We start from the raw sequence: 13,837 nt of genomic DNA, 5'->3' as shown, positions 1-13,837 counted from the left end.
CGGAACCTTCCAATGGAAATCAAAGTAAATTACCTCGACAATCTCAGAATTGATGCTAAATTTGACGACTTTTCTGTCATTGCAGATCAGCCAATTCGCTATAAAGGCGATGGCTCAGCACCAAGTCCATTTGACTACTTTTTAGCTTCTTCAGCGCTTTGTGCTGCTTACTTTGTGAAGGTGTATTGTAATGCGCGTGACATTCCAACGGATGGAATTCGTGTGGCACAAAACAACATCGTTGACCCTGAAAATCGTTATAACCAAATTTTTAAAATTCAGGTGGAGCTTCCAGAAAGCATTTCTGAAAAAGACCGCCAAGGTATCCTGCGCTCAATAGACCGCTGTACCGTTAAAAAAGTGATCCAAACAGGACCTGAATTCCAAGTGGAAGCGGTTGAAAGCCTTGAAGATGATTCTCAGGCGATGTTGATGGTTGATACCAGCGAAAGCGACAGCACTTTTATCCTAGGCAAAGATCTTCCGCTTGAACAGACTATTGCAAATATGACCAAGATCCTGTCGGATTTAGGCATGAAGATTGAAGTCGCATCATGGCGTAATATCGTGCCACACGTCTGGTCTTTGCATATTCGTGATGCTGCTTCACCAATGTGTTTCACCAATGGTAAAGGGGCAACCAAAGAAAGCGCGCTTTGCTCGGCACTCGGTGAGTTTATTGAGCGTTTAAATTGCAACTTCTTTTATAATGATCAGTTTTTTGGTGAAGAAATCGCAAATGCTGAATTTGTTCACTACCCGAACGAAAAGTGGTTTAAACCCGAAGCTGATGATGCGCTTCCTACTGAAATTTTAGACGACTACACTCGTGAAATTTACGACCCAGAAGGTGAACTACGCGGTTCGCATCTAATCGACACAAATTCAGGTAATGTAGCGCGCGGTATTTGTTCTATTCCGTACACTCGCCATTCAGATGGTGAAACCGTGTATTTTCCGTCAAATCTAATAGAAAACTTATTCCTAAGTAACGGTATGAGTGCTGGTAATAACCTGTTTGAAGCGAAAGTGCAGTGTTTATCTGAGATCTTTGAACGCGCGGTGAAAAAGCAAATCATCGAACAGGAAATTGTGTTGCCTGACGTGCCAGAGTCTGTACTTGCTAAATATCCAGGTATTGTTGAAGGGATAAAAGGGCTTGAAGAACAGGGCTTTCCTGTGGTGGTGAAAGATGCCTCTCTTGGCGGCCAATTTCCTGTGATGTGTGTGACCTTGATGAACCCTAAAACAGGCGGCGTATTTGCCTCTTTTGGCGCGCATCCAAGTTTCGAAGTGGCACTTGAGCGCAGTTTAACCGAGTTGTTACAAGGTCGTAGTTTTGAAGGCTTAAACGACGTACCAAAACCTACGTTTAACAGCATGGCGGTATCTGAGCCGGAGAACTTTGTCGAGCATTTTATCGATTCAACGGGGGTGATCTCTTGGCGCTTCTTTAGTGCAAAGCATGACTACGATTTTGTTGAGTGGGATTTTACAGGCACGAATGAAGAAGAGTGCGATAAGTTATTTGGCATTTTGGAAGGGTTAGGTAAAGAAGCCTATATTGCGGAATTTACAGAGTTAGGGATCGCTTGTCGTATTTTGGTTCCGGGCTTTTCTGAGGTGTACCCTGCCGAAGATCTTATTTGGGACAACACCAATAAAGCACTGCAATATCGTGAAGATATTCTCAACATCCATTCTCTAGATGACGAGGCATTAGCTAATTTGGTTGAGCGCTTAGAGGACAGCCAGCTTGATAACTATATCGATATTATCACCCTAATTGGTGTTGAGTTTGACGAAAATACGGTGTGGGGTCAGCTTACAATTCTTGAGCTTAAGATTTTAATCTATCTAGCGCTTGGCGATATCGAAGCGGCTATTGAACTAGTTGAAACCTTCTTGCAGTTTAACGACAATACTGTTGAGCGAGGCTTATTCTACCAAGCGATGCATGCCACACTTGAAGTCGCGTTGGATGAGGAACTAGAAATTGAAGATTACATTCATAACTTTACCCGCATGTTCTCTAAAGACGTGATGGATGCGGTTATTGGTTCAATTAATGGCGATGTGAAATTCTATGGCTTAACGCCAACTAACATGAAGCTAGAAGGTTTGGATAAGCACCTGCGTCTTATTGAAAGTTATAAGAAGCTTCATGCAGCAAGAGGGAAATTTGCCTAAAATAAACTTAAAGGTGCTGAGATTTTAGCACCTTTATTAACATTTCTTATCGAGTTAACATTAATGTAAGTATTATTCACTAATGTGCTTAACAAATACCAAAGTGGCTCTTTAAAACTCGTATACGCTGACATTGGTTTTTACATTAACTAAAAACCAATTTCAGTTTTTTTGCCATTTCTTCCACATCTACTGCTTGGCTATTTATGACACCGGTGTAAAGCTTAGTGTAAATAGTTTCTGCTGTGATGACGATTTTTATGTCTAGACAGACATCTTCTTCATTATTAATGAGCGAAAATATTGCTTCCACAGCTGAAATTTCCAGCTCTAAGAAGGCTAATATCCGCTTAAAGTCACTTAAATAATTTTTACTTTTTTTATTCTTATTAGAAAGATATATCCCAATTATGGGAAGAGGGGCGTTGTTATAAAAGCTTAAGTCTAGAAATATATAGTCAAAATAACTTTCATCTAGTTGGCAAACACTTTCAACCATTTCCATACAAGAGTTGTCAGTGATAAATGTAGAAAACTCCTCTATGAGCTTGATACTGCTCAAATTATTGGGTTTGAGGTGTAGTTTCAGCGTTTCATCATGGTCTCTGTGAAGATTAGAAATATGCTGTATTTCAGCTAATTGTAATAACCGTTCAAAATGCTCATTGTTGATAGGTGTGCCGCTATTAAATAGGATATCGCATAGTTCAGATATATTGACCATGGTCTGTTGGTTTACACTAAGGTGCAAGCCGGGTGAAGTCTCACTTTCAGCAATGTCATCGTATTCCAACCAGACTGTCTTTGGTCTATATTTGAAATCCAGTTTCTTTATTAGGTCAAATTTTAAGTTGTCTAGGCCTGCGCATTCCCAATCTCTTGTAAAGTGGTGGCAGGTTGTTATATCCAGCTTACTTTGATCTAAAGGTCTTGTTTCGATAAATATACTAGAAGTAGAAGCTTCAATAGGATTGACTTTATCCAGCACCTTACTTATCGCACTGTTATCTACTCGCAGAGCGATAAGACTTTTTTCGACTAGTTTGATATAGTTTGACATAACAACCTGCATAATTATGACTACCAGCGCATTGCAGCGAACAGTTCAGGGCCTATGAATTGCTCTGCAAATTCTGCCCAGCCTTTTTCTACATCTGTGGTTTGTCCATTACTCCAAGCCTTACCTATTTCTCTTAGCTTTTCTTTAGCGTTTTCTTCTAGTTCAAACTTTGCCATAAGGATCTCTGGTTTTGCTTTGAAATCTTCCGTTGCATTATCAATATTATGGATCACTGCATATGCGAAATCGATATTGTTATTACTCATTTGTATTTTCCTTTTGTATATTTAATGGAGAGATAAAAGTAAAGTCTGCGGTTTCAGATTTACCATTTTTCGTTTTATATTCTGCGTACTTATGGCACCCCATACAGCCAGTTTTGAATGTATGTATAGGTACGATGTATTTTTCTTTATTTGAGCAATTTGTTATTTCTGGCAATACAAATGGCTCTAAAACAGCATTTCTTGCGTCACTAGGTGTTCGCTCGATAAAAAATTGTTTCAAATTAGGAGTGACAAGACTCGTATATTGAGTTCTTACTAGCTTATAGTGCTGAAAAACGGAGTTATTGCTTTTCAATAATGAGCGCATTTTATTATTTAGCAAAATTGTATTAGTTGAAAGGGGCTCAAGTCGTGTTAGCTGAGCTGGACTATCACTTTTCTTTGGTAGTAAATTGTCACAGCAATCATGACAATTAGGGTTATTAAAAGTTGGCGTCTCAGAGCTATGTTGTTCTGGCTCGTTGAGGTTATCAATATGTTCGAATGTTACCCAACGCCACTGATATTGGCGCTGCTCTTTAATAGCAACATGCATTGCGACTAGTCCCAATTTGGACTGAACTGTCTTGCCATTTTGATTTAATGTAATGTTTTCCATTGAAAAGTATTTGTTTGGATCGTCTTGCTTTGTAAGAATTTTCCATCCAAGTTTCACAGAAACAACAGGTAAAATATTTTGCCTTTTACCGGCCTCTCCACCTACTTCAAGTCCAATGTCTATGTATTCAGTACATTGCCCAAGAGGAAAAGACATAGGAACACTATATTGAAACCCTTCAGCAAGATCTTGATATAACAGCCCGTTTGCACGGCTTTCGTAGTAGATAGGATTTCCAGCTTGGTCGATTAGGATACCACCGCCATCTACTCTTTGCTCTTTAGAAAACAGTTCCAAGTCGAGTGTATTCTTCAGACAATCACCTTGGCACTTCCAATTACCATCACTCACTGATTTTGCGTTCATCTCAAATGTATTCGCATCAACTAATTTGGGGGACGATGTCGTGTCGTGAAGCCAAGTTCCCCAGCGAGGGATGTAATCAGAGGTAAAACTCACTGAACCTGGAAAAGCACTGTCTTTACTGTTTATGTTACTGTTTACCGAGAGAAACAAATCCCAAGCGGAAATGTTCATTATTTTTTCTTCAAATGCCCTTAGCTCCTGAACCATTGCAAGTTGCACTGATTTATCGGTAATATTTTCAATAATTTCATTGTTTTTTTTGATTATATTATAAATTTGACTTCCATCAGGGAAAGTGCATATAAACTGATTGGGCACTCTAGGGAATTCAGACTTTTTATTCGTATTGCCATATTTTAGGAATCTAGAGTTTTTGGAATTTATACTTTTATTTATTTCATTCTTTAACTCAGTCAGCGGATCGGCTGCCCATGAGGAAGCAATAGAGAATACAAAGGATAAATTAATAGTTAGTTTAATTAATAACTTATTCATTATTTTCAATCATCCTTATTGTGTCGATAATTTCTTGTTGATATAGCTTTTCATCGCTAGTCTTCAGATCTTTGATTGTAGTTGAAATAAGTGTTAAAGCCTGAGGTTTGTGGCCAAGTTTATATAAAACTTGGGATTTTAACGCAGCTAACCAGAGTGCATGAGATTTTAGTCCTACAGCGTCTAGAAACTGTGTTCCTTGTTCAAACAGTGAAACAGGGCTTTCCTCCGAACGGTTGCCGTTAAGTGTTGCTAATGCCCATGCTTTAAAGCATTTCGCAAAAGCTGTCCATAATTGATAGCCGTGTAAATTGGATACTGTTAGTGCTAAATCAGCATATTCAAGTACTTTTTCTGGTTGCCTAAGTATTATATAAAGCTGAGATGCTCTCACATAGCTATGGGCTATAGTGTGGGGGTTGTTTATAGATTTTGCCTGATTTAAGGCTTTTTCAAGCCAGTCTAAAGCGATTTTACGATCACCAATCTGTGCCGCATTTAGCGCGCCATAAACTCGAATCGCAACTTCTATATCGTATGCTATTAGCTCACTATAAAACTTACGGTGCGTGGGGTCATATACAGCTAAACTCTGCTTTAAGTATGAAAAACCTTCTTCTGGCTTTCCGCTTACAGTAGCAAATTGCCCTAGCTGAAATAAAACTGGTACTTTTAAATGCTGACCATTTTTTTCATTTGCTATTTCTGAGAGGCTATCAAGCGCTCTTTTTGTCATGTGATGTTGGCAGGTAACAATACCAAAGACTGAAGATACAAAGTGAGCAGCCAACACTAGCTCAGGATCAGCTGCCGATAACTCCAGTTCGTTAATTTTATTATAATAAAGTTCGACATGAGGATCAGAAAAACCAAGGGTTGCTGAGAGGCTGTGCGCAATCCCAAGGTAAATTCTCAACGCAATTTCTACCTTATCAAGCGCTTTACTTTGATATAAGCCTTCAGCACCTGATAATAGGTTCATTGCCTCTTTATAGGCACCTTTTTGATTCTGTTCATTACCAGCGGCAATCAGGGAGCCTATTCCAAGTTCAATGAGTTCTGCACCAATGTAATATTCAGCTTGGAGCTGTAAAGAAACACGGCTATTAAAGTGAGTACTATCATTGCACAAAAGAACGTTTGCTAACTTTTTATAAAGCTGTGTGTGTAGAAAGCTAGGAATGCTAGCTATAGCCGCATCTCTCACCAGCGCATGCTTAAAAATATAGCTATCGTTATCAACACGACGTTGCTGCACAATAAGGTCGTTTGCTATCAACTCATTTAAGTCGTTTTGGATCTGGTTTTCGCTTAAAGAAGATGCCGCAACGAGTAAATCATATTCAAACTCTCGGCCAATTGTGGCTGCTAGTTGGGCTGTTTCTTTGGCGTGACTAAGGCTATCTAGTTTTTGTTGTAATGACTCCCTTAAACTCGTAGGTACATGGTCAAGTTTATCTGGTGCGAGGAAGTCAATCTCTCCGCCTTTATCTCCAACTAATGCCTTTTGTTTAAGCATGTTGACGAGCTCTTCAATAAATAGCGGGATCCCGTCGGTGCGGCTGGTAAGTAATTTGAGAACTTGCTCTGACACTCGGCGGCCATCAAACAAATTAATGATAAAATCTTCTGTGGCTTTTTCGGTTAGTTTTTTCAGACAAACATCCACTAAGGTGAGGTCTTTTAACTGAGTTGGTACCGCTTGTCTTGAAGTGCTTAGTAAAACATCACCTGAAGCGAGCGCACCGACAAAGTGATGTAAAAACTCTAAGGTGGTGCTATCTGCCCAGTGAATGTCCTCGATAATGTAGAGCTTAAACTTGCTGAGTCCATGGCGATTTGACAATAACAATGCACAAAGCCCTTTAAACAACACTTGCTTTTGCTCATCGGGAGAAAGTGTAGAAGGCGTGATTTCATCATCAAGTGAGATATTGAGCCAAACTAGCAACACAGGGATAGCTTGTGCTAAATCGAGCTTACTATCCATGTTGGATAATACATAACTAAAAACGGTATTGGCTGAATGAGCATCTAGCTGCTCGGTGTTAAATAGATACTTGACCAGCGTTAAAATTGGATACAAAGCATTATTTTGATGCTCTGGTAAACACTGGGCGACTAAATGTTGATATTGCGGTGCATTAGCACGAATTTCTTGCAGCAGCCGAGATTTACCTATGCCAGCCTCACCATGAATGTGAGCGATGCGGGTTGCACCTTCGACCTCGTTATTAATGAGTGAAAGTGTCTGTTCAAGCTCAAGGTGACGACCAACAAGTTCGTGATGGTTCTTTGTACCACGCATAAAGCCAAATGCTTCGATGCGACGTTCTCCTTGCAAGTTATAAACCGGCGTTAGTTCAAATAACGGGCCTATTTGTACTTGACCGTACAGATTGAATTCAGAAAAAGCATCAAGGAGTGAGCGTGACTCTGCACTACATAAGACTTGGCGCTCGCCAGCTTCACGGGAGAGTGCTGCTGCAATATTCGCGTGATGTCCTTCAGGTACGGCATTAGCATAGGTAATAAATATCCCAGTGTGAATGCCTATATGGGCGTTAAGCGCGACTCTGTGAGCTTCTTGCATTAGCGCGTTACGCTTCGCAAGCTCGCTTATCATTTCAAGTGCGGTACGGGCAGATAATCGCGCATCATTATCGCTGCTAACGGGGTAGCCAAAATAAAACAAACTGGTATCGGCGAGATTACCCACATGATAAGCGCCGTAACGAGTCGCGATATCAATAAAGTGATTGCGTTGAGATTTATAAACCGTGTCTATGACATCGAAGTCTTTTTCATTGTTGTCGAGTGCTTTGACACTTAACCTTACCGCAAGAACGGTTAGCTGTTTGCGTTCGGTAAGCGCAGTATATTCTTGAATGGCGCGATGATTAGGATCGTCATCACGGATCATTACTGTGGTTTCGTCGTAACCATGCTGGGCTTTAACATCATTTAGCACACCAACAAGGTTCGATACGTTCATCCGAGCAAGTTCAGAAAATGCCTCGGTTGCGGTGATCACACGTTCCAACGCACTTTTATTGAGTACACGCCTAAGCAGTCCCGCAAGGGGGTGGCCAAGTAGGGCGCTTGGAATTGGAATGTGTACATCGCTTAATTGTTTGTGATAAATCGATGCGACGCTAGTGCCCGTTACCGCAGGCACGCCAGTTAAACATTCTAAGAATACTAGACCCCATACATAAAGATCTGATTTGGCAGAAGCTGGCTCGCCACGTAATTGTTCTGGTGCGCTGTAAGAAGGCGTGCCCAATGTTTCTTGCGTAAGCGTGATTGTTTCAAAGTCATGTTGGCGGCTTTCTTGCGCAAGTGTACCGATACCAAAATCAAGTATTTTGGCGTAAGTCTTAGCACCAGATTGGCTTAGCATAATATTGGTTGGTTTTATGTCTCTGTGAATGATGCCTTGTTGATGGGCATGAATAAGTGCATCTAGCACCTGCAACATGATGTCGGTTGCATACACAGAATCAATCGCGCCATTTTGACTTAGATAGTCCCTTAATGTTTGTCCTTCCACATACTCGAAGACTCCAAACATTAAGTTTTCATTTAATTGTCCTTTATCTAATAATCGTACGATATTTGGGTGGTTTAATTGACTACAAAGTAAGGTTTCACGATTGAAACGTTCTGCATATCTTTGTTTTTTCGTCGCTTCTAGTTGTGGTTCTAACGCCAAAAATTTTAGTGCAACGATTTGCCCTGTGTTTATTTGGCGCGCCTTAAAAACTTTACCGAATCCACCTTCTCCAATTTTTTCAAGTAGTTGGTATTTGTCAGACTGGAATACATCGACAATATGGCTATCCGAAAACTGTGTCAGAGACATATGATTACTAATTCTTATTTTTTGTTAATGGTATAGGGTAATTGGAATGTAAATACTTGTCTAGTATGAGAATTTTAATTGTTCTTAAAAACCAAACTGTTTAGGCTTACTTTTTATTCTCAAGATTTTCAAGTTGCTGATAATTAACGAGTTTTATTTTTTTTGGTACTCAGGTATAGTTGTGTGTAATGAGGTGTAATTGTCTACATCTTGGTAACCATATAGAATTTTCGAACTTGAATGCAGTAAATAACAATTTTTAAATAAGGAACTGCAACAATGGATAGAAGAGGATTTGTTAAAGTAGCCATGGCTGGTGTTTTTGGAATGGCGTTTGTGCCAGCTCTCACCTTTGCTGCTTATCGAGGAAGCATCACAGTTATCCCCAAATTGCCCTTAGAGCAATTTGATAGTTTAGGTATCTCTCGACCTAAGATTTCAATCCATAATCCGCAGGGGGAGTTGGTAACTTTCGATGCCCAGCCTCTTATTATTCGACGTGGAGACAATCACTTATACATTTATTTTGAATTGTCCAGACAAATAGACATCTACACACTTGATGGTCATCGTGTAGATCACATCTCGTTACCAAATAATATCAATAGGGTTGTCGATTTTACTGTCGATGCCGAAAAACAATTAATTTATGTTGTGGGCAGGCAGTTATCAACCATAGATCAATTAAGCTTCGACGGCACGCATTTGATGACAATTGGTGAGCTCGCGTATGACGCTCCTAACAGAGTTAATGGGATTAAATCGTTGGAGTTGAATTCTAGTGGCAATATTGTTGTGCTCTGCGGTATGCGACAACAGCAGTTCGAATATACATCGAGTGGCGTGTTGATTAATGTTAGTCGTGTCGCTAACAATGTACTTTTATAAAAATAAGAGCTTACTGTAGGTGCCTATGTGAGTCTATCAGCCACAGATATAAAGAATAAAAGTTTGTAGGCTCGTAAAATATGTACTAAACCCTAGTAACGAAACAAACTTAGCTTTAAATGAAAAAGAGCCAAGTATCAGTAATACGAGGGGCTCTGTTAATGTTTTTATACTGTCCAAACGTCACCGGCTAGGAGCTTAATATGGAAAAATATACGTTTGAAAATTTAAAATCAATAGAAGGACAACCGCTAGAAATAAAGTCACCTGATTATCAGGCGAATTTGCAAATTTCAGAAGTTACCTATTCCCCCACGAATAATGAACACTGGGAAGGGTATATAGTCTATTTAAAAAATACAGATACCAGCAACGTACCCAAACAGGGAAATTATATGGTAAGTCATCCTGAACTGGGCTCTGTGGAGTTATTTATGTGTCCCAATTCACCGAGTGAAATTGAAATTATTTTCTCACGTAAAAAAGTGCTTAACGAGCCGTAGAGTGGAGGTCTTATGACACCTTATTTTGGTATGATTCAACAATTTGCATGTAATTTTGCTCCTGCGGATTACGCTTTCTGTAACGGCAGCTTGATGCAAATAAACCAGTTTCAAGCGTTGTATTCATTATTGGGAGCTCAATTTGGTGGTGATGGTCGAACGAATTTTGCCCTCCCCAATCTATGTGGGAGAGTACCTATTCACCCGAACTACCAAGCTGGAGAACATCAGGGATCATTCGGTGGTTTGGAAAACGTTTTTATTACCAATGCGACAATGCCCGCTCATTCTCACAAAGTGAATGTTTCAAGTCTAAGCGGGACGCTGCGTAAACCAAATAATAACAAACAAGCAAAACCTGCTGTATTTGCTTCTGTAAATCCTGATGGTGCCGAAGCGTACACTAAAGCACCTTCAAACCCATCTAGTTTGAAAGATACCAGCTTGCAAACATTGACAGCTAGCCCTGCATCGGGTGGGCAAGCCCATAATAATATGCAGCCTAGTTGCGTTATCAACTTTTGTATAGCGTTGGACGGGTTATACCCTCAGCGAAGCTAATAAGGAATAGTTTATGTCTAGTAGGTATTTATCAGAAATTATTATGTTTGCGGGCACGTTTGCTCCAATGCATTGGTCCTTTTGTGACGGCCAGCAGCTTGCAGTTTCGACAAATCAAGCTTTATATTCTTTATTGGGGACTACATTTGGCGGAGATGGGAGAGCTAGCTTTGCTCTACCAGAGATGAGGGGAAGAGTACCTGTAGGGCAAGGCTCTGGGCCTGGATTGACGCCTCGAGCTTTGGGTCAAAAATTTGGTACAGAGTTCGAAACATTGACTGAATCCCAGATCCCATCCCATACCCACTCATTTAGGGCTAGTTCTGAACCTGCAAATTTAGGAGACCCATCTGGTGCTGTGCTTGGAGCAGCAGAGCAATTTGCGCCTGAAACGGAAAGTGGTTCGATAGTGCCCATGAGTGCTGCTGCTGTATCTTCAGCTGGTCAAAGTGATCGACATTTGAATGTCGCGCCAAGCTTAGCTGTCAATTTTGTTATTTGTATGGCCGGTGTATATCCCCCTAGAAGCTAAAAGGAAACGTTATGAGCGACTCGTTTTACGGTGAAATTTCAATGATGCCTTATACTTTCACGCCTGAACGTTGGGCTGCTTGTGAGGGGCAACTAATGCCAATTGGCCAAAATAGTGCGCTATTTTCACTTATTGGGAACATGTACGGGGGAGACGGCCGTGTCTCTTTCGCGATACCAAACTTGATAGGGCGCACGCCAATACATTCTGGACAAGGTCCAGGCTTATTTGATTGGGCGGTGTCTGAACATGGAGGAGCTAGCAGTGTGGAGTTAACAACAGAACAGATACCCTCGCATACTCATCAAATGATGGGGAGCACGAGTAATAATGTGGAGTCTACTATTCCGGGTAATTTACCTGCTGCATTAATTAGCAATAACACCATATTTGATCATTTCGATTTAAACAGTGACGGTAGCGAGCTAGATGATGGGAGTGTTGCAATTACCGGAGGTGGGCAAGCCCATGAAAATAGGCAACCTTGGCTTGCAATAAAATTTTTCATTTGCCTTGATGGGATTTATCCGTCTCGTAGTTAACTCTTTTCCAAAGGTATCTACATAGGATACAATGTACTGTGTAGATACCTAAGGCTTTATTAAGAGTTAATTCCGTATTTTATTTTAGTTATTTAATGCTTTATGCGTTTTATATGGTTGTAATTGATGAGGTTATACTTATTTTTAATTTCTTTCCTTAATATTGCTTCTTCTTATGCGTTAAATTCTGTTGGGTGGCCAAAGAATCTGAATGTTAAATATGGTAATAGCTCAATTACTTTAGATTATCACTCTGATTTCAAAGAAGCTCCAGTGTACCATCATCCAAACTTAGATAATTTTGGCTTACTTATTGGTGAACGTATTTTAATAAAGCATAGTGTTGAGATAGATAAAATAAAAGAAATATCTTCCCTGTCTCACTTTAAGGTTTATAACTTTTTGGGTGAAGCTTGGAGCGTAGTATTTACAGATGGTGTAAATCATACGTTTGAGTTGTTGGAAAATTTAGCTCATGTAGACGGAATAATAGACTTTGAGCCAGACTTTTTGCAAGTTCGACTAGAACGAAAAAATAATGAGACTCCTGATATATGGAAAATTTACACTCATACACCAGTTCGAGAATCACTTTCAGTTAAGCGCTGGTTTGACAGAGCTGGAGAGGGGACTGTCGTTGCAATAATAGATAAAGCATTTACATTAGAAGACCCATTTCTGAGACGTACCCCTATTAAACTCCATTATAGTGTTGATGAGTTAAAGGCTCGATCCGATAATCCCCAGCAGCTAAAAAATCTAAAACAAGATGGCTTTCATGGTAATTCAGGTAGTGCTTTAATTTGGTCAACACATGAGCAATATCAAGGTTTAGCGCCTAAAGCGGATGCAGTATTAATCGCTAGAGAGTATAACTGGACATCCGATATTATCTTATCGTTTTTTTTGGCAAAAATGTCTGGGTCGGATGTGATCTCTTGCCCTTGGACATTAATGTTTGTACCGGCCTCACTACAGCAGGTTTTGACTGATCTAGCAAAAAACGGTCGGCAAGGAAGAGGGACATTGGTGATTGTAGCAGCTGGTAACATACCTATGCAGTTAGATGGCGGTTTTATGTTAGCAAATCAAAGTCAAGTGATCGCCATTAATGCGATGCATGGCGAAAATTATGGGCCAGTAAAAGGGGAAAATATACTTATAGCATTGCCTGTTCCTTATACGGTTTATAATGAAAATCAGGCTGACTACAGCGCATTTTATACAGGGACATCTGCTGCTAGTGTTGCATTCACAGGAGTCTCCGCAGCGATTTTAAGTGCGTATCCTGAGTTAACAAGAGAGCAATTTATTAACTTTGTTAAGCGCAATAATAGTAAAAACCTAAATGTAAACGAGCTAATTAAGGTGATTATGGAGAGTCAAAAAAGTCGAATATTAAATGGATTCTAGCTTGATCTGACTTATTGATTACACCATGCATTATCTTGTTGTTTACTTCATATGCTATTTTTGGTGATAAATGGAAGCCTTTATCTTCCTCAATAAAAAGAACCTCTTTGTTTGTTATTATAGGGATATGAATTTTATGGGGGATATCAGCTGAAACATGTTGATCAATATGTAAATCTATATGGCTGTGTGGTAGTAGCTTTGCAAGCATAATTCGAGCAGTCCTGCCATTGTGATAATTGTAAACTTTAATTACATGATCAATTAATGGCTGTATAGTCATTTTCCAGTTTTCCCACTGATGGGTGTAATATGACTCTAGGTGATTGTCTAGATTTTTTGGGAATTGGAAAACAATGTGCTCTGTGCTATGAAAACATTGGAAATTGTTAGGTTTAGCGCTATTTATGCTGTCCCATTTTGTACTGCTTAGTTGTACTTTTTTATACAGTGGCTCAAAGATAGAGTCTGGAACAGTTGTTAATTGACGTATTTTTCCATCGAAATAACACATGGGCGTCCTGAATAAATAGTTAA

At 39.8% G+C, this 13,837-nt stretch carries 12 protein-coding genes; 7 read left to right on the top strand and 5 right to left on the bottom strand.

The window, feature by feature from the left end; translation table 11 throughout:
* Positions 1-12: 12 nt before the first annotated feature.
* Positions 13-2,190: an OsmC domain/YcaO domain-containing protein gene (locus ABMY45_RS20000; RefSeq protein ID WP_349289401.1), complete on the top strand. Its 2,178-nt coding sequence runs from the start codon at positions 13-15 to the stop codon at positions 2,188-2,190.
* Between the two features lie 145 nt (positions 2,191-2,335).
* Here the strand turns inward: ABMY45_RS20000 and ABMY45_RS19995 are convergent, their stop codons facing one another.
* The 4 genes from ABMY45_RS19995 to ABMY45_RS19980 are packed head-to-tail and all read right to left on the bottom strand — an operon-like array spanning position 2,336 to position 8,861.
* On the bottom strand, positions 2,336-3,250 hold the full coding sequence (locus ABMY45_RS19995) for a hypothetical protein (protein WP_349289400.1): 915 nt from the start codon (positions 3,248-3,250) through the stop codon (positions 2,336-2,338).
* A gap of 20 nt (positions 3,251-3,270) precedes the next feature.
* Positions 3,271-3,516, bottom strand: coding sequence for a hypothetical protein (locus ABMY45_RS19990; protein WP_069019668.1), 246 nt, complete (start codon positions 3,514-3,516; stop codon positions 3,271-3,273).
* Positions 3,509-4,996, bottom strand: a complete 1,488-nt coding sequence (locus tag ABMY45_RS19985) for a hypothetical protein (RefSeq protein ID WP_349289399.1) — start codon at positions 4,994-4,996, stop codon at positions 3,509-3,511. Before ABMY45_RS19985 ends, ABMY45_RS19990 begins: the two co-directional genes overlap by 8 nt.
* Positions 4,989-8,861 (bottom strand): TOMM system kinase/cyclase fusion protein, encoded by a 3,873-nt coding sequence (locus tag ABMY45_RS19980; RefSeq protein ID WP_349289398.1) that lies wholly within the window; start codon positions 8,859-8,861, stop codon positions 4,989-4,991. The genes ABMY45_RS19985 and ABMY45_RS19980 overlap by 8 nt, the downstream gene beginning before the upstream one ends.
* A 279-nt stretch (positions 8,862-9,140) precedes the next feature.
* On the opposite strand from ABMY45_RS19980, the gene ABMY45_RS19975 reads away from it, so the two are divergent.
* From ABMY45_RS19975 to ABMY45_RS19950, 6 genes are all read left to right on the top strand, one after another.
* Entirely contained in the window at positions 9,141-9,749 is a 609-nt protein-coding gene (locus ABMY45_RS19975; RefSeq protein ID WP_349289397.1) for a hypothetical protein, read from the top strand.
* A 203-nt stretch (positions 9,750-9,952) separates the two neighbouring features.
* Positions 9,953-10,252, top strand: coding sequence for a hypothetical protein (locus ABMY45_RS19970; RefSeq protein ID WP_349289396.1), 300 nt, complete (start codon positions 9,953-9,955; stop codon positions 10,250-10,252).
* Positions 10,253-10,264: 12 nt separating this feature from the next.
* A complete protein-coding gene (locus ABMY45_RS19965; RefSeq protein ID WP_349289395.1) occupies positions 10,265-10,813 on the top strand; it encodes a tail fiber protein in 549 nt (182 codons plus the stop codon).
* Positions 10,814-10,826: 13 nt separating this feature from the next.
* On the top strand, positions 10,827-11,345 hold the full coding sequence (locus tag ABMY45_RS19960; RefSeq protein WP_349195788.1) for a tail fiber protein: 519 nt from the start codon (positions 10,827-10,829) through the stop codon (positions 11,343-11,345).
* An 11-nt stretch (positions 11,346-11,356) separates the two neighbouring features.
* Complete coding sequence (locus tag ABMY45_RS19955; RefSeq protein WP_349289394.1) at positions 11,357-11,887, top strand: tail fiber protein; 531 nt, start codon at positions 11,357-11,359, stop codon at positions 11,885-11,887.
* Positions 11,888-12,013: 126 nt separating this feature from the next.
* Positions 12,014-13,300, top strand: a complete 1,287-nt coding sequence (locus tag ABMY45_RS19950) for a S8/S53 family peptidase (RefSeq protein WP_017216639.1) — start codon at positions 12,014-12,016, stop codon at positions 13,298-13,300.
* Here the strand turns inward: ABMY45_RS19950 and ABMY45_RS19945 are convergent.
* Positions 13,260-13,814 (bottom strand): aspartyl/asparaginyl beta-hydroxylase domain-containing protein, encoded by a 555-nt coding sequence (locus ABMY45_RS19945; RefSeq protein WP_017216640.1) that lies wholly within the window; start codon positions 13,812-13,814, stop codon positions 13,260-13,262. The genes ABMY45_RS19950 and ABMY45_RS19945 overlap by 41 nt on opposite strands.
* Positions 13,815-13,837: the final 23 nt, after the last annotated feature.

It is taken from the genome of Pseudoalteromonas sp. XMcav11-Q (assembly GCF_040104525.1).
GTDB lineage: Bacteria > Pseudomonadota > Gammaproteobacteria > Enterobacterales > Alteromonadaceae > Pseudoalteromonas.
The sequence above is the reverse complement of the archived record's forward strand: the minus strand, read 5'-3'. Positions and strand labels throughout refer to the sequence as shown.